The organism is Priestia sp. FW507-14D1A (assembly GCF_058781295.1).
The window spans coordinates 176,659-192,517 of the sequence record NZ_JBYSWQ010000003.1; the positions used below are offsets into that span (position 1 = coordinate 176,659).

Annotated in this window: 16 protein-coding genes and 2 riboswitches; of the genes, 4 read left to right on the top strand and 12 right to left on the bottom strand. The window is 38.1% G+C overall.

All coding sequences use genetic code 11. The features are described 5' to 3' along the window. Positions 1 to 48: 48 nt before the first annotated feature. Positions 49 to 657 carry an energy-coupled thiamine transporter ThiT gene (gene thiT, locus AC3WJG_RS14445; protein WP_050689751.1) on the bottom strand — a complete coding sequence of 203 codons (609 nt, stop codon included), beginning with the start codon at positions 655 to 657 and terminating at the stop codon, positions 49 to 51. A gap of 32 nt (positions 658 to 689) precedes the next feature. Continuing rightward, a riboswitch (TPP riboswitch) is annotated at positions 690 to 790 on the bottom strand. A gap of 174 nt (positions 791 to 964) precedes the next feature. After that, positions 965 to 1,149, top strand: a riboswitch (Lysine riboswitch). Between the two features lie 102 nt (positions 1,150 to 1,251). Here thiT and AC3WJG_RS14450 point away from each other — a divergent pair. Further along, positions 1,252 to 2,691, top strand: a complete 1,440-nt coding sequence (locus tag AC3WJG_RS14450; protein WP_102812795.1) for an amino acid permease — start codon at positions 1,252 to 1,254, stop codon at positions 2,689 to 2,691. A 35-nt stretch (positions 2,692 to 2,726) separates the two neighbouring features. Here the strand turns inward: AC3WJG_RS14450 and AC3WJG_RS14455 are convergent, their stop codons facing one another. The 5 genes from AC3WJG_RS14455 to AC3WJG_RS14475 all read right to left on the bottom strand — a co-directional run bounded on the left by AC3WJG_RS14455 (position 2,727) and on the right by AC3WJG_RS14475 (position 5,440). Beyond that, positions 2,727 to 3,095 carry a hypothetical protein gene (locus AC3WJG_RS14455; RefSeq protein WP_043982815.1) on the bottom strand — a complete coding sequence of 123 codons (369 nt, stop codon included), beginning with the start codon at positions 3,093 to 3,095 and terminating at the stop codon, positions 2,727 to 2,729. A 103-nt stretch (positions 3,096 to 3,198) separates the two neighbouring features. After that, positions 3,199 to 3,690: a GNAT family N-acetyltransferase gene (locus AC3WJG_RS14460; RefSeq protein ID WP_136789211.1), complete on the bottom strand. Its 492-nt coding sequence runs from the start codon at positions 3,688 to 3,690 to the stop codon at positions 3,199 to 3,201. Between the two features lie 90 nt (positions 3,691 to 3,780). Beyond that, positions 3,781 to 4,368, bottom strand: a complete 588-nt coding sequence (locus AC3WJG_RS14465) for a cysteine hydrolase family protein (protein WP_043982818.1) — start codon at positions 4,366 to 4,368, stop codon at positions 3,781 to 3,783. A 21-nt stretch (positions 4,369 to 4,389) separates the two neighbouring features. Then, entirely contained in the window at positions 4,390 to 4,698 is a 309-nt protein-coding gene (locus tag AC3WJG_RS14470) for a cupin domain-containing protein (RefSeq protein ID WP_034651653.1), read from the bottom strand. Then, positions 4,673 to 5,440 carry a YqcI/YcgG family protein gene (locus AC3WJG_RS14475; protein ID WP_098249603.1) on the bottom strand — a complete coding sequence of 256 codons (768 nt, stop codon included), beginning with the start codon at positions 5,438 to 5,440 and terminating at the stop codon, positions 4,673 to 4,675. Before AC3WJG_RS14475 ends, AC3WJG_RS14470 begins: the two co-directional genes overlap by 26 nt. 152 nt (positions 5,441 to 5,592) lie before the next feature. On the opposite strand from AC3WJG_RS14475, the gene AC3WJG_RS14480 reads away from it, so the two are divergent. Next, positions 5,593 to 6,234: a LysE family transporter gene (locus AC3WJG_RS14480; RefSeq protein WP_060745513.1), complete on the top strand. Its 642-nt coding sequence runs from the start codon at positions 5,593 to 5,595 to the stop codon at positions 6,232 to 6,234. Here AC3WJG_RS14480 and AC3WJG_RS14485 read toward each other — a convergent pair. From AC3WJG_RS14485 to AC3WJG_RS14500, 4 genes are all read right to left on the bottom strand, one after another. Then, positions 6,220 to 7,041 carry an alpha/beta fold hydrolase gene (locus AC3WJG_RS14485; RefSeq protein WP_225049860.1) on the bottom strand — a complete coding sequence of 274 codons (822 nt, stop codon included), beginning with the start codon at positions 7,039 to 7,041 and terminating at the stop codon, positions 6,220 to 6,222. The two genes, AC3WJG_RS14480 and AC3WJG_RS14485, sit on opposite strands and share 15 nt — an antisense overlap. A gap of 213 nt (positions 7,042 to 7,254) precedes the next feature. Beyond that, positions 7,255 to 9,681 carry a DNA topoisomerase IV subunit A gene (parC, locus tag AC3WJG_RS14490; RefSeq protein ID WP_337134359.1) on the bottom strand — a complete coding sequence of 809 codons (2,427 nt, stop codon included), beginning with the start codon at positions 9,679 to 9,681 and terminating at the stop codon, positions 7,255 to 7,257. Beyond that, the gene (parE, locus tag AC3WJG_RS14495; RefSeq protein WP_013057241.1) at positions 9,678 to 11,654 is read right to left on the bottom strand and encodes a DNA topoisomerase IV subunit B; all 1,977 of its coding nucleotides are present in this window, start codon (positions 11,652 to 11,654) and stop codon (positions 9,678 to 9,680) included. The genes parC and parE overlap by 4 nt, the downstream gene beginning before the upstream one ends. Positions 11,655 to 11,987: 333 nt before the next feature. Next, positions 11,988 to 12,401: a CoA-binding protein gene (locus AC3WJG_RS14500; protein WP_013057242.1), complete on the bottom strand. Its 414-nt coding sequence runs from the start codon at positions 12,399 to 12,401 to the stop codon at positions 11,988 to 11,990. A 205-nt stretch (positions 12,402 to 12,606) separates the two neighbouring features. Here AC3WJG_RS14500 and plsY point away from each other — a divergent pair, with 205 nt between their 5' ends. Together plsY and AC3WJG_RS14510 are read left to right on the top strand one after the other, a co-directional pair. Continuing rightward, entirely contained in the window at positions 12,607 to 13,200 is a 594-nt protein-coding gene (plsY, locus tag AC3WJG_RS14505) for a glycerol-3-phosphate 1-O-acyltransferase PlsY (protein ID WP_060745510.1), read from the top strand. 379 nt (positions 13,201 to 13,579) lie between these two features. Further along, the gene (locus AC3WJG_RS14510) at positions 13,580 to 13,870 is read left to right on the top strand and encodes a HesB/YadR/YfhF family protein (RefSeq protein ID WP_013057245.1); all 291 of its coding nucleotides are present in this window, start codon (positions 13,580 to 13,582) and stop codon (positions 13,868 to 13,870) included. Positions 13,871 to 13,911: 41 nt separating this feature from the next. On the opposite strand, the gene AC3WJG_RS14515 is transcribed toward AC3WJG_RS14510, so the two are convergent. Both AC3WJG_RS14515 and AC3WJG_RS14520 read right to left on the bottom strand, forming a co-directional pair. Further along, positions 13,912 to 14,334 (bottom strand): acyl-CoA thioesterase, encoded by a 423-nt coding sequence (locus AC3WJG_RS14515; protein ID WP_028408348.1) that lies wholly within the window; start codon positions 14,332 to 14,334, stop codon positions 13,912 to 13,914. Between the two features lie 78 nt (positions 14,335 to 14,412). Beyond that, positions 14,413 to 15,840, bottom strand: a complete 1,428-nt coding sequence (locus AC3WJG_RS14520; protein WP_098658313.1) for a phospholipase D family protein — start codon at positions 15,838 to 15,840, stop codon at positions 14,413 to 14,415. Positions 15,841 to 15,859: the final 19 nt, after the last annotated feature.

Here is a 15,859-nt window from a genome sequence, read left to right on the forward strand (position 1 = left end):
TGACAAATGACAAAAAAGACTAAATCTTGGTAGATTTAGTCTTTTTGCTTATGATGAGTGTGATTTAGTTATAATCATTCTTGATGCCGATGGAATTAATAGTGAAAGAATGATTAAGCAGGCTATTAGTGATCCTACCATTGAAATCCCGTTCATTGAAAAAGAATACCATAGAGCGGACATGCCCTTTGGCGCATATGACCCCCAGAAAATAATACCCGCAATAAAGTGCCAGAAATACCGTGCGAAGCTGCCGATAATAAGGGATAAAACAATCAAAACAAAAGCTTTTGATCTGTTATTGTTAGCTAAATTTGTTTTAATAGATTGCGAAAAAATACCTCCAAAACCTATAAAAGCAAAAGCCACAATATATTCAATAAACGTTTGCAGCGCTGTTAAAATATAAGCCGTTCCTGTTGCCAACTGTAAAAGCCCCCATAATAGACCAGATAGAGCCCCGCCTTTTACTCCCCAGCGAAAGCACATAATAAAAATGGGCACCATGGAGAACGAAATACTCACAGCCGTTGCAATCTTAATGGAAGGCAAAAGATCAAGTAGAAGTGCCAATGCTGCAAAAATAGCTATTTCAATTTTAGCCTGTAAAGGTAATGCTTTATTCACGTTTCTCACTCCTGTTTTTGAATCATTCATATCAAACGGTTTACACAGGAGTAAGCAAATATATGCTACTATTCCCACATTCCTACGCTAGCGTTAACTAACAGGTTCGAAGGGTCTGAACAATTTGTTCACTCTCAGCACGGCGGCTCCCCCTGTGGTACGTTCGGATATTTATGTAGTATTATGACAACATCCATTATATCATATGTAACAAAATAGATTCGAGAGATTTCAAAGATGTTTCTATTTTCTGAATCTATTTTTTATAATGACAATCGTTTTAGTATTTGGTATACTTCTTTTATGTCAAATGAATATAAAAAACCCTCATCCTAATCGATGAGGTAGAGGTCGCAGTTTTTAATAGTAAAGCAACGGAAATGCAGAGAACATTGAGGATGTTGCTTGAAAGGAAAAATTGCCGAAGTTTAGATCACTTCTCTGTTGATTTAAGCTGGGGCTGTCTCCGAACAGGAACAGAACTGTCACATCATGCGAGTGATGTGAAGAGCTATCTTCACGGAAGGTTGACGCGGTTTTCAGATTTAAAAGCGCGCACATATACTGCGGGCTTTTTTTATGTTATCCCGTCTCTTTCCGTACATTCGAAAGGAGCATTTATCTATGCAAGAGCAGCAAGAATTAAAACGTGGGTTGAAATCTCGCCACTTAACGATGATTTCATTAGGAGGAGCCATCGGAACCGGCTTATTCCTAGCAAGTGGTGGAGCAATTCACACAGCAGGACCTGGGGGAGCGCTTTTAGCTTACGCTATCATTGGTGTCATGGTTTACTTTTTGATGACCAGCCTAGCGGAGCTCGCAGCTTATATGCCTGAAGCCGGTTCGTTTAGTACGTATGCGTCTCGGTTTGTAGATCCATCCTTTGGTTTCGCTCTCGGCTGGAACTATTGGTATAACTGGGCTATTACGATTGCAGCTGAATTATCGGCTGGAGCCCTTATTATGAAATTTTGGTTCCCAAACTCTTCTTCTATTTTATGGAGTGCCCTGTTTTTATTAATTATGTTTGGGCTTAACTACCTTTCTGTAAAAGGATTTGGTGAATCTGAATTTTGGTTTTCGTTAATTAAAGTAGTAACGGTTATCATCTTTTTAGTTATTGGTATTATGATGATTTTTGGTATCTTTAACAATGAAGCACCAGGTTTTAAAAACTTCACGCTTGGTGATGGACCCATTCACGGTGGATTCTTTACTGTCTTAGGTATTTTTATGGCTGCTGGTTTTTCATTCCAAGGAACAGAGTTGCTTGGAGTCGCAGCTGGAGAAAGTGAAGATCCGGAAAAAACGGTTCCTCGCGCAGTTAAACAAGTCTTCTGGCGCATCTTGTTATTTTATATTTTAGCTATTTTTGTTATCGGGATGCTTATTCCATACACAGCGGATTCATTAGCAAGTGATGATGTGCGGGTAAGTCCATTTACTTTAATATTCGAACGAGCAGGTCTGGCGTTTGCAGCATCAGCTATCAATGCCGTTATTTTAACAGCCGTTTTATCTGCTGGTAACTCAGGTATGTATGCTTCTACGCGTATGCTTTGGAACTTAGCGAAAGATGGAAAAGCACCGAGGTTCTTAGCAAAAGTAAATAAACGAGGCGTTCCGGTTAATGCTTTAATCGCAACGGCACTTGTCGGTACACTTGCATTTGGTGCTTCATTTTTTGGAGACGGTGCGGTATACACGTGGTTACTTAACGCTTCTGGTATGTCTGGTTTTATTGCTTGGTTAGGAATTGCCATCAGCCACTATCGTTTTAGAAGAGCATTTGTTGCTCAAGGTCATGATTTGAGTGAACTTCCATATCATGCAAAACTTTTCCCGTTTGGTCCTATCTTTGCCTTTATTTTATGTGCTGTTGTCATTTTAGGTCAAAACTATTCGGCGTTTACGGGTGATTCGATTGACTGGTACGGTGTACTTGTTTCTTATATCGGACTTCCTTTATTCTTAATTGTTTGGTTAGGATACAAATGGACGAAAAAGTCAAAACTTATTCCGTTAAAAGAATGCCAAGTAACAGTAAAAAAATACCAATAAAAAAAGCTCTCTATTCTTTTGAATAGAGAGCTTTTTTATGTGATCTGATCAGCAAAATGAAGAGATATATAGGCGGGCTGATTTTTCATAACAAGCATATAACCTTTGAGGGGACGATTACAGTAATCAGCAGCTTCTATATAATAAATACGCTGAACTAACCTGCTTAAATGGGTTACAAAAGATGGAAGTTGATGAGTAGGAATGCTTTGGATGTAGTCTATGATTTCTTGTTTAGTTTGAAGGCCCGAATGGGTACATTCTAACAGATGAAAAAGCGGATCTGCTGCTATAGTAGATAGTTCAGAGTTGTGTTTGATTCTATTCAGCTGGATATGCAGTTCTTTTTTTGACCATGTCTTTGGAATAGCTCTTAGATGCTGATATTGAAAACGTGTATTCATGATAGCTAACACCTTTCGTATTAAAATAATAAAACGACTTATTATTTTAATAACCTTTACACATGAAACTAAAACGTTACAATGTGTAAAGGTGTCATACATCTTATAAAATAAGCTGATAAAAAAGCACATCTTGCCACTGATCGAATTTCCAGCCTACTTCTTTAAATTCTCCGCAAAATGTAAAATTAAATTGCTCATGCATTTTGATACTGATATCATTCCCTTTTGTAATCCCTGAAATGACAACGTGATGGTTGAGTTCTTTAGCTAGTTCCAAAATTCGCTTCATAAGCTGTTTTCCAATGCCATACCCCTGTTGATTTTTATCAATATAAATCGATAGCTCTACCGTTTGAATGTACGCTTCTTTATCTCGATAAGAAGAAAGCGAAGCATAGCCCGCTACTACCCCATCTTTTTCTGCGACAATAAGCGGAAAAAGTTCATTGCTAATATGATTATCAAACCAGCTCCTTCTTTGCTCTACTGTTACAGGCGTTAAATCAAAAGTAGCAGCACTTGCTTGAACAGACTGGTTATAAATTTCAACAAGCATAGGTAAATCTTCTTCTTTAGCATAACGAATGATCATATGTACAAACTCCTTATAGTATAGAATTATCTTTATTTTACTTCTTTTAAGAAACATAATCTACATAAAAAACCGATGTGCGCATGCACATCAGTTATGATTTTGAGCATATTGAAAGGTTTGAAGAACTTGAAGTGTCTCTTTTGTAGAAACGACCGTTGCAAACTCTTCATGCAAAGAAGACAATGCGAATGTATGTACATCTTCTGCAGGAAGCCTTGTTTTTCCATCGTAGGACATACCATCAAAGCAAGCTGTTGCATCGTTTACAACGTACGTCCTGTACCCTAGATTTCCAGCCATGCGGGCAGTCGTAGAGACGCAGTGATTAGTAGTTAGTCCTATTAAGATAAGCGTATCATAGCCATTTGCTTTTAAATAACTGTCTAGCTCTGTTCCAATGAAGCAGCTGTTCACGTGTTTGCGAATTAAGTATTCGTCTTCTTGTGGACCAAACCCTTCTTTGAACTGAAATCCCTTCGAACTTGGGTGTAAAGGAGAATCTGGATTTTCTGATGCATGCTGTACGTGAATGACAGGATAATTTTGGCGCCTCCATGCTTGCAGTAGCGTCAGCATATGTTTTTCTGCATCTAGATTGTTTCTTTCCCCCCACTGTGGTGAATAAAACCCTTCTTGTACATCGATAAGCAGCAGCACTGGCCGGGAACGTAGCATAAGCATCATCTTCTTTCGTCTTTATTTTAAAATGGAAATAACGTATGTGCACCCATCAGGACCGGCTTTTGAGGAATGAACCGTTTGTTTCGGTAAATGTATTCGATCTCCTGCCTGACATAGAACCGTATCATGTTCAACTGTAAAGTAAATAGATCCTTCAAGTATATGAAGAATTTCATCAGTTGGATGGGTATGAGATGGGTGCGTTTGAAAAGCAATATCGTGCTGTACTTCAACATATCCAGTATACGCTGGAAGCAGTTCTTTAATTACTTCTTCAAACTTTCCGCCAACTCCTTTTTTAATAGAGGCTTTTTTTACGTCCATGCTGCTCACTCCTTTTTAATTTAAACGGACACTGTCCGGTAGTATAGTTGTTATCATCGTGTAAAAAATATTGCTTCCACTCTCGGTTTTCCTGCTGTCCATACCATCCTAATTCAGGGTGAGCTGATACGTCATCATATGTTTTTAACCGATCGCGGACCACCTTTTGTACGTGCCGCCCTATTTTTGAATCTCCTGTCATACCTTCAAACACCCACCGAGGTTGAAATGTAATCATAAATCCTCTGCTCTTACGGCTTTTACGTAAAGAATGAGCAGGCGTATTACATACGACAAAAATAGGTTCTCCGTGAAAGCAAAATTCCCATAATGGATCTTTTGGATCTTTTGGAATGTCTTGCGGCCATTTCTTTTGATCAATTTGATGAAGAAACGTCAGCGTATCCCAAAACATCGTTTCGTACTCTTCCATTGATCGTTCTTTATGTTCAGGCTTAAAGAATAACACAAAGGATGTATAGCGACCTATGGTCTTGAACGTATCTATGTATTCTCTAAGTGCCGACGCTGCATTCCTAATATCTTGGTAGTTATAAGGAGTAGTCACAAATGAAAACCGCAGTAAATCTTTTTTAAAGCCTTCTACCCCTAATATACAAGGAAATGGATTTTCTTCTGATAATATATCGCTTCGGAAATATTGAAAAGCATCTTTTCCCCAAAATGGAACGTGCGTTGACTCTAAAATCTCATTGGCTCGAAAAAGCATTTTTGATGCCATTAAAACCCTCCTTATGGAACTCAACGTTACATGTGTATTAGAGAAAAGAAAGTTTATGAGCATTTTTAACTAAATGCCGCTTCTAAATTATAAAACTCTAATCTATATATATATAAGCTACTATTGGACAAGTTAGAAAGGAGGCTGTGTTTGTGGAGTGGTTTTTGATTGCTATAAAACAAATAATTCTAGGTATTAGTCTCGCAGCACCGGTAGGTCCAATTAATATAGAGATGATTAAAAAAGGGCTGACAAAAGGATTTTGGGCTTCTTGGCTAGTTGGTTTAGGGGGCATGACGGCCGACATTTTATTTATGCTCCTCATTTTAATAGGGTTAACGCCTTTTGTGCAGATGCAGGCTGTTACTGTTACCCTGTATGCAACTGGTTTTGTCATGCTCACATTTGTTGGCTTTCAAAGTATGAAACAAGCTGTTTCTCGTTCCTTTTCAATAGATGTAAATAAACCCTCTATTAAAAGAGATAAGTCGTTTTTTACAGGTTTCTTCATTGCTCTTATGAATCCTTTAAATATTGTGTTTTGGTTTGGTGTATTTGGGTCAAGCTTAAGCGAAAGCCTCCAAAGTCAAACGTGGCTATCTGTCTTTTTTCACAGTTTCTTTATTATCTTTGGCATCCTTCTTTGGAATTTAAATATTGCCAGCAGCATTCATTTTACAAGAAAATTTATCACGCCTAAGCTTCTTCGTTTCATTACGTTAGGTGCCGGGTTTTTACTTTTTTTATTTGGCTGCCAGTTCGGTTTTAAATGTATATCCTTACTTGTAGGCTGAGCTTTTAGCGATGAGTTCAATAAGAGTGTCATTTACTTTCTCACGGTCATCATAAAAAAGGCCGTGTCCACTGTTTTCAAATGGAAGAAGTGTAGAAAATGAAATATGACGATTCATAACTTTTGCAAGATCAAATGGACAAATTTGATCTTTTTTCCCGTGTAATATATATGTCTCAGCGAAAATTTGACTTAAATCTTCCTGTAAGTCTTCGTCTCGTAAAGACACCGCAGTTTTAATCGTTCCATGACCGGATGCCTCTAAACCTAAATCTTGAAACCACCCTCTAAAAGCTGAACTGGTTGGCTGATTAAAAAACTTTTTCCCAAACTCTTCAAGCATGTTAGGACGATCTCTATACGTATTTTGAATAATTGTATTTACTTCTTCAGAAGGAAGTCCATATGGAAAATCAGTTTTTTGAATAAAACTAGGAGCCGCTGCTCCTAATAAAATTAACTTCTTCACGCCATATCCTAAATGTCTGCTCATATATCGAATGGCAATGGCTCCCCCCATAGAAAAGCCTACGAGCGTATAATTTTTAAGCTCCAGTCTTTCTACTAACATGCGAACATCATCCGCTAATTGATTATAAGAATAGCCGGTGAAAGGTGCATCTGATTTTCCGAATCCCCGAAGATCAGGAGCGATACATCGAATACCTCGGGCCGGCAACGTTGTAAATTGGTATTCGTACATTTTAGCGTTAACCGGCCACCCGTGAAGGAAAAGAACGGGTTCCCCTTTTCCAATATCTCGAACAAAAAGTTTAGTCTTAGGAGTTACGTGAATAAAGTAGTTCATCTATAACACCTCCTAGTTGTTCTTTTATATATATGTGTAGGACAATTGGAACATTCAAAAGTTTCTTAGAGGCTTGTGTAGAAGATGTATAATGTTTATCTGGGATAATGAGTAGGGAAATTCTTTTATATTGTTTATTTAGAACATAGTTTAATTTAAAAATATTAGACAAAAAAAGTAGTAAAGTTTTTAACACTTTACTACTTTTTTTTGTTATTTTTCTTCCAGCCACACATCAATTAAATTGCCAGCTTCACTTTGGTCCAATACGAATGAACCGTTGCTGTATCGGTCGCTAGCTCGCATTGTAGACGGATCAACCTGCTCGATTTGACCTTTGGATGATTCTACTATCATGTAATGTTCTTTAGAAATTGCTTTTACTTTTGCAATTTGATGCGGATTAGATTTTAGTTCTCGGACCATCACTAGCCCTCGTTTTGCTCGTGCTGATTCTTCAAACTCAGTAATTTTTGTCTTTTTCACAGCTCCTCGCTGCGTGGCGATAAATAATTCAGTTGATAGAGCTTCATCTTCATCGAAGATAACGCTGCTTACAACATAATCATCGTCTTTTAAGTTAATTCCTTTCACACCAGAAGCGCGAGTTCCTACAATATTGATTTCTTCTTCCGGGAAACGCAATCCGTAGCCAGAACGAGTGGCAATAAACACTTGTTTTTTACCATCCGTTTGATATACATCAATTACTTCATCATCGCCTTTTAAATTAACCGCGACAAGGGCTTTGGAGTAGCGCTGTGCTTTATATTGAAGTAATTCTGATTTTTTGACCATACCATTTTTCGTAAAGAAAAGCAGATACTGATTTTCTTTAAATTCTTTCACCGGTATCGCCCGTACAATTTGCTCTTCTTTATCAATTGGAACAATGTTCATGATATGCTGCCCCATGTCTTTCCACCTGATATCAGGAAGTTCGTGCACTGGCATATATAAATAATTCCCTTTGTTTGTGAAGATGAGCAGCGTTTCGGTTGTATTAATTTCATACTTCGCTAAAATTCGGTCCGTATCTTTCATACCGAAGTCTTGCCCGTTAGACGCGGCGTAAGAACGAAGGCTTGTTCGTTTTACGTATCCGTCTTTTGTGACTGTCACCATCACTTCTTCAGATGGAACCATCACTTCTAGATTAATCTTAATTTCTTCGATTTCCGCTTCAATTTTTGAGCGGCGTTCTGTACTATATTGCTTCTTTACACGGCGTAATTCTTTTTTGATTACATTAAAAAGTTTTTTCTCGCTATGTAAGATTTCTTCTAACTCGTTAATTTTAGCACCTAGCTCTTCGGCTTCCGCTTGTAGAGCTGTGATGTCCGTATTTGTCAAACGGTATAATTGAAGCGATACAATCGCCTCTGCTTGAGGTTCTGTAAATTCATATTTGGCAATTAAATTATTTTTAGCGTCGCGCTTATCTTTAGAAGCTCTAATCGTCGCAATAACTTCATCTAAAATCGACAGGGCCTTAATCAATCCCGCTACAATATGTTCACGTTCACGTGCTTTTTGCAGTTCATATTTAGAACGATTTGTTACCACTTCTCTTTGATGATCAATATAAGCATCAAGAATGTTAGCCAAGCTCATAAGCTTTGGTCGCTTTTTAGCAATAGCAACCATGTTAAAATTATACGGTACTTGCAGATCCGTATTTTTATAAAGATAGTGAAGTACTCCTTGAGCATTTGCATCTTTTTTTAATTCTACTACGATGCGCAGACCCGTACGATCCGTTTCATCGCGAACTTCAGCAATACCTTCCACTTTTTTATCTAAACGAAGCTCATCCATTTTCTTAACAAGGTTGGCTTTGTTTACTTCAAACGGAATTTCTGTAATGACAATTTGCTGTTTTCCGCCGCGAATGGACTCCACTTCCGTTTTTCCGCGAATAATAATTTTTCCTTTACCTGTCTCGTAGGCTTTCTTAATCCCGTCTACCCCTTGAATGATTCCTCCCGTAGGAAAATCAGGACCTTGAATAGCCGTCATCAACTCTTCAATTGTACACGTTGGTTTATCAATTCGCATGATCGTTGCGTCAATTACTTCACCTAAATGATGAGGAGGAAGTTCTGTAGCATAACCAGCTGAAATACCCGTGGATCCATTTACTAGCAAGTTAGGAAACATAGCCGGTAACACAGTTGGTTCACTGCTTGTATCATCGAAGTTAGACACAAACTCAACCGTTTGTTTGTCAATATCTCGTAGAAGTTCTGCAGCAATCGATGAAAGGCGAGCTTCTGTATAACGCATTGCTGCTGGGGGATCTCCATCAATACTTCCGTTGTTTCCATGCATTTCGATTAATACATTTCTAACTTTCCATTCTTGACTCATTCGAACCATGGCATCATATACAGATGAATCACCATGAGGGTGATAGTTACCAATTACATTCCCTACAGTTTTGGCTGACTTGCGAAAGCCTTTTTCTGCTGTATTTCCATCTACGTGCATTGCATATAAAATACGGCGCTGAACGGGTTTTAACCCGTCTCTTGCATCCGGCAGTGCACGCTCTTGAATAATATATTTACTGTATCGACCAAAACGGTCGCCTAGTACATCCTCAAGAGGTAAATCTAAAAAGCGTTCTGTTTGTGTCATTGTACGTCCTCCTCTGCGACCGTTAATACATTTTCATTATCTAAAATATTTGGATCTTCTTCTAATCCAAACGCTACGTTGCTTTCAATCCATTTTCTGCGAGGTTCTACTTTATCGCCCATCAAAGTGGTCACACGACGATCAGCGCGGGCAGCATCGTCAATACGAACACGAATCAGCGTACGCGTCTCTGGGTTCATTGTTGTTTCCCACAGCTGATCTGCGTTCATTTCACCGAGACCTTTATAGCGTTGAATCATATACCCTCTTCCTACCTTATCGATAGCACCTTGCAATTCTTCGTCACTCCATGAATATTCAACCACTTCTTTTTTACCTGAACCTTTACTTACTTTATAGAGCGGTGGAAGAGCAATAAATACTTTTCCTGCTTCCACAAGCGGTTTCATATAGCGGTAGAAAAACGTTAGCAGAAGCACTTGAATATGAGCGCCATCCGTATCCGCATCGGTCATGATGACTATTTTATCGTAGTTAATATCATCGATGGTGAAATCTGCTCCTACTCCTCCGCCTATCGCGTGGATGATCGTACTAATTTCTTCGTTTTTAAAAATATCTTGAAGCTTAGCTTTTTCGGTATTGATAACCTTCCCTCGCAGTGGCAGCACAGCTTGAAAGCGGCGATCCCTTCCTTGTTTTGCTGAACCTCCGGCGGAATCCCCTTCGACTAAGTACAGTTCGTTTCGCTGAGGATTTCTTGATTGCGCAGGCGTTAACTTTCCGCTTAGAACGGTTTCTTGACGCTTTCTTTTCTTCCCGTTTCTTGCATCTTCTCTTGCCTTTCGTGCTGCTTCACGCGCTTGAGCAGCTTTGATTGCTTTTTTTACAAGAAGAGAGCTTACGTCCGGGTTTTCTTCTAAGAAATAGGCAAGTTTTTCAGAAATAACTGCATCTACGGACGAACGAGCTTCACTTGTACCTAACTTTCCTTTTGTTTGTCCTTCAAACTGAAGCAACTCTTCAGGTATTCTAACGGAAACGATTGCTCCCAAGCCTTCTCGTATATCTGTTCCTTCTAAGTTTTTATCTTTTTCTTTTAGCAAGCTTACTTTACGGGCGTATTCATTAAATGCACGGGTCATAGCGCTTTTTGCACCGGACTCATGCGTTCCACCATCCTTGGTACGAACATTATTAACGAATGATAAAATGGTTTCAGAATAACCATCATTAAATTGAAAGGCAAATTCAACTTCAATATTATGGTGAATCCCTTCAAAAAAGACGACTGGATGAAGTGAATCTTTTTCTTCATTTAAATATGAAACGAAGGCTTGAATACCTGTTTCATAATGAAAGATATCGTGACGATCATGTCTTTTATCGATTAACTCTATTTTGAATCCTTTTAACAGAAAAGCCGATTCGCGGAGCCGTTCACACAGCGTGTCATAATTATACACAGTTGTTGAAAAGATCGTGGCATCCGGTTTGAAATGAATCGTTGTTCCCGTTTTTTTCGTTTTCCCTATTTTTTCTAGCGTCGTAACCGGCTTTCCTCCATTTTCAAAACGCTGTTCATAAATAAATCCATCTCTATGAATGGTTACAGTCAACCATTCAGACAGCGCATTTACAACAGATGCACCTACTCCATGTAAGCCTCCGCTTGTTTTATATCCACCCTGTCCGAATTTACCTCCTGCATGCAAGATGGTTAAAATAACTTCAGGCGTTGGTTTTCCTAGTTTATGCATGCCCGTTGGCATACCTCGACCTTTATCTTGTACAGAAATTGAATTATCTTTGTGAATGGTTACAATAATTTCTTCTCCGTAGCCTGCTAGAGCTTCATCGACAGAGTTGTCGACGATTTCATATACTAAATGATGCAGACCTCGTGTATCCGTACTTCCAATATACATACCAGGACGTTTACGAACGGCATCTAATCCTTCTAGTACTTGAATTGCATCTTCATTATAATTAAATTGTTGTTTCCGAGCCATTCATACTACCCCTTTCATCACAACGAACATTACTACATTATGTATGAAACACAAACGTTTGCGCTTCGTGTCTAAGAATAAATGATCATGTATCCTATCTTTTAATTTTATAGTGTTCGCATCAACAGAACGTATGTTTCTATTTTTGCGTACTTACAAGATTTTAGCACAAATTTCCGTATTATAAAAGCAATATCTTGTGTATTCATGGATTATAAGCATTATAAAGCTAGCTGTCTAACGTCTATTGTAGCGGAAACGCTCTTACTATTTCAACGCATGGTGAAACCCATGCAAGCAGTGTGCATGGGTTGGTTGTTCTGCTTATAGATCTTACTTTGTTAAAGCATGCTCAACTTTTATACAACGATCCATAACTACAGTATACCCTTTTTTAGCGAGCAGGTCATATGCTTCTTCATTAATTAAACCAGATTGTGCCCAAAATACGTCTGCATCTACTTCTAAAAACTCTTCTGCAACTTCAAGTAAATGCTCAGAGCGGCGAAATACATTAACGATATCAATATGTCCTTCAATTTCTTTTAATGAAGATACGGCTTTTACGCCGAGCGCTGAGTTTATTGTCGGGTTCACCGGAATAATCTCGTAGCCTTGTTGCTGCATGGCTTCTGAAACCATATAAGACGTTCGATGAGGGTTATCTGATAAACCTACTACAGCAATGCGCTTGCTTTTTTTTAATATTTTACCAAGCTCTTGGCGGGAAGGAATTTTAATGGACATGTCTATTACCTCTCTTAGCTATATAATATGTACTGAACAACATTCGCGATTTACAGTTGATTTCCTGCATATAGTACCCGTTTTCTCTATTTTTGTAAACGTCTTCTTTTTTTAAAATAATTGTCTCTCACCCAAAACTAGCTATGTTTTTTTAAGTATCTCATGGTAAAATAGAAACGATATAGAAATAAAGGAGCTTTCAAACATGAATTATTTATTACCTATTCTTGCCTATATCTTGGGCTCTATTCCTTTTGGACTAGTTGTTGGAAAACTAGGATACGGCATCGATATACGAGAGCATGGAAGCGGCAATTTAGGCGGGACCAACTCCTTTCGTACATTGGGTGTAAAAGCCGGAATTATCGTTACGCTGGGAGACATTCTAAAAGGAACCCTAGCAGCTTCTTTACCGCTTTTATTTAATACGAATCAAAACATTCTCTTCATTGGTTTATTTGCTGTCATTGGTCATATTTTTCCTGTTTTCGCGAAATTTAAAGGCGGGAAAGCTGTTGCCACGTCCGCCGGAGTGATTTTATGTTATGAACCTCTTTTATTTGTTTTCGTACTATTATGTTTTTTTATCTGCTTATACATAACGAAATATGTATCACTGTCATCAATGATTACCGGGGTATTAACCTTTATCTACACGCTGTTTAAACAAGACTACGTGCTTATTATGATTATTGGTTTAATTGTAGCCTTTGTCATTTACAGACACCGCGCAAACATTACCCGTATTCTTAACAAAACAGAACCGAAAGTCACATTTTTGTCAGGTAAAAAGAAATAAGAGGATCTTCCTCTTATTTCTTTTTTTATAACCACCTTGTAAGCGAATACATTTCTTATTTATTAGTTATACTGATACTAAAATAAGGAGGTGAATGATGTGAAGAAAAAATGCCCCATTTGCAAACGAAATAAGAAAATGGATGCACAGCTAGAAGGAAGCCGCTACTGCGTTCACTGCTGGGAAACCATTGGAAAACAATATGATTTCAAATGAAAGAATGAAACGATTTAATATAGAAATGAAGCCTTCACCTCTATATTAAATCGTTTTATTTTATTTTATCTCATTCCTTCCTAGCTGGATTCGTATATATTGGTAATTTATCTACCTTTCTACTATAATAAATGTATCCGCAGTATTGGAAGGAGCATAATGAATGAAATTAACAGTAACAGAAGCAGCAGCTACGTGGTACAAAGATGAAATGATGCTAGAAGGAAACGAAACAATTCGCTTTTTTGTTCGCTACGGCGGATGCAGCAACGTTCAAAAAGGTTTTTCTTTAGGTGTAAACACAGATTCTCCTAAAAACGTTGGCGTTGAAACAAAAGTTGACGGTTTAACATTCTTCGTAGAAGATGAAGACCTTTGGTACTTTGACGGTCATGATTTGACCGTAAATTATAATGAAGAAACAAAAGAACCTGACTTTCATTACGAAGCGTAAGAAAAAAAGCATCGATTTATCGATGCTTTTTATTCTTGCGCTTAACCCTGCTTTTTGGCATCTTCATAGGCTTTATGCCATTCCGGATAATTACGGCGAATCGAAATAGGCTTAAAGTTTTCTTTTTTCACACATACGTGTGACGATGTTCCTGTTAACGCAAGTTCTTCATTTGAATTAAAAATTTCGTAGCCGTACACAACGCGTAGACCGTCATAGTTCTCAACCCAAGTATGTACTACAGCTGTCTCGCCATAATGAAGCGGCTTTTTATATGAAGCCTGTATATCAATAACTGGCGACAGCACACCGTCTCTTTCCATTTGTGCATAGCTAAAACCTAAATCACTAATAAACTGCGTTCGACCTATTTCCATCCATACTAAATAGTTAGCATGATACACAACGCCCATCTGATCGGTTTCTGCATAGCGCACTTCGATTTCTTTCTTCGACACTAGCATGATTCTACCTCCTCTTGCACTGTTCCTGTTTTATCTTACCATATAAGGAGAATATACTCCTACTAGTTTGGTTGTAACTCAATATGTTGTAAGACTAAGCACATTTTGAATGCGATATATCAGTGTTTCCAGCCGCGTCATCTTATTTTCATACTTTTTATAAGGAAGTGTATATGTGTAGTCTTTATTTGTCCATAAACGGTCAAAATAAGCGTTTAGTTCGGTCATAACCTTTTTGTTAGAAGGTCCTGATACTTTAATATCCGTTTCTAAATTCAAGTCATCTAAATTTCGTTTTGTGAAATTTGCTGCTCCTGCAATAATCGTTGCCTTTCTTTTGTTCCGAATAAATAAAGTTTTAGGATGATACTGCTCTTTTCCCGTATGATACCAGCGAACTTTAATATCGCCTTTAGATTTTTTCACAAGTTCTGCTGCTACTGGACGGTTAGGCAGTCCGAACTTTTTTCTTCCAAACGCATTTTCATTAGGATCTAAAATTAATCGTACGTTTGCGCCTTGTTTGGAAGCTTTCAAAAGCGCCTTTATTACGTCTCGATCTCCAAGATAAAACATGCCAAGCCATACATCATCTCCTTTTTTAGCATGACGTAAATCATGTAATACGTGCTTATAGATTTTTCCTTCTGTTAACAGCTGAACATAGAGGTCTCCCTTTTCTTTTTCTTTCTTCTTATACTGAGGTAACTTTCCTCCGTAAGAAAAATCTGACACCGCTTGTTCACTTTTCACCACATCTCCAATGATATTCCCTTTTACTTCAAAGGCCATGTTAGAATTATAAAAACTTGCATCATGAGGATTGGCAGAGGAGATAATAACGCTTTGATCTGTTGCTACTACTTTTCTATGATTAGCTTTTACATTTAACAACTTTAAATAAGCACGGACCGTCGCTTTAGGCGCATTGGTACCAAACGGATTTGTTATCCAGCCGTTTCCTTTTTCACCAAACCACTGAATAAAAGTTCTCCATACTGCAGAATACAGTGGAATGGAGTCTCTGAGCTTAGATAAATTGGTTTGCACCACTTTGATTCCGTTTAGCCGCAGTGAATCTAACCACTTTGAATCATGTGAGCCGTAGGTTGTATTGATTTCATCTGTAATAAAGACGATTTCGATAGTAGGATGTTTTCGTTTCTTTTCAATCAGCTTACTTGCAAGCGTATCACTAAGGTGAGGGAACGTTTCGCCTTGGTTATAGTAGCCGTTAAATAGAAACATATCCATAATAATAAAAGCTTTTGCGTCATCAATCGCATTCGTAACTGCTTGAAAAATATGTTGTTCAGAAACAGATGTCTGCTGGTCTTGATACGTTAGGTCTGATAAAAGAAATACATCTTCTACTTTGTGGGGCTTACTTTCGTATGAAACTCCTTTAGGCAAGGGCTTATGTGTTTGATAAGAGCCCACAATAATCAAGACGACAAGTAAACTGATCAAAATCCTTAGTACTTTCTTTTTCACGTGCTTTTTCACCTACATAAACCTCTTCGCT

Bases quoted from the DNA above. Each gene is read 5' to 3' on its own strand.
- thiT (WP_050689751.1), bottom strand. From the start codon at position 657: ATGAATGATTCAAAAACAGGAGTGAGAAACGTGAATAAAGCATTACCT.
- AC3WJG_RS14450 (WP_102812795.1), top strand. From the start codon at position 1,252: ATGCAAGAGCAGCAAGAATTAAAACGTGGGTTGAAATCTCGCCACTTA.
- AC3WJG_RS14455 (WP_043982815.1), bottom strand. From the start codon at position 3,095: ATGAATACACGTTTTCAATATCAGCATCTAAGAGCTATTCCAAAGACA.
- AC3WJG_RS14460 (WP_136789211.1), bottom strand. From the start codon at position 3,690: ATGATCATTCGTTATGCTAAAGAAGAAGATTTACCTATGCTTGTTGAA.
- AC3WJG_RS14465 (WP_043982818.1), bottom strand. From the start codon at position 4,368: ATGCTACGTTCCCGGCCAGTGCTGCTGCTTATCGATGTACAAGAAGGG.
- AC3WJG_RS14470 (WP_034651653.1), bottom strand. From the start codon at position 4,698: ATGGACGTAAAAAAAGCCTCTATTAAAAAAGGAGTTGGCGGAAAGTTT.
- AC3WJG_RS14475 (WP_098249603.1), bottom strand. From the start codon at position 5,440: ATGGCATCAAAAATGCTTTTTCGAGCCAATGAGATTTTAGAGTCAACG.
- AC3WJG_RS14485 (WP_225049860.1), bottom strand. From the start codon at position 7,041: ATGAACTACTTTATTCACGTAACTCCTAAGACTAAACTTTTTGTTCGA.
- parC (WP_337134359.1), bottom strand. From the start codon at position 9,681: ATGACACAAACAGAACGCTTTTTAGATTTACCTCTTGAGGATGTACTA.
- parE (WP_013057241.1), bottom strand. From the start codon at position 11,654: ATGGCTCGGAAACAACAATTTAATTATAATGAAGATGCAATTCAAGTA.
- AC3WJG_RS14500 (WP_013057242.1), bottom strand. From the start codon at position 12,401: ATGTCCATTAAAATTCCTTCCCGCCAAGAGCTTGGTAAAATATTAAAA.
- plsY (WP_060745510.1), top strand. From the start codon at position 12,607: ATGAATTATTTATTACCTATTCTTGCCTATATCTTGGGCTCTATTCCT.
- AC3WJG_RS14510 (WP_013057245.1), top strand. From the start codon at position 13,580: ATGAAATTAACAGTAACAGAAGCAGCAGCTACGTGGTACAAAGATGAA.
- AC3WJG_RS14515 (WP_028408348.1), bottom strand. From the start codon at position 14,334: ATGCTAGTGTCGAAGAAAGAAATCGAAGTGCGCTATGCAGAAACCGAT.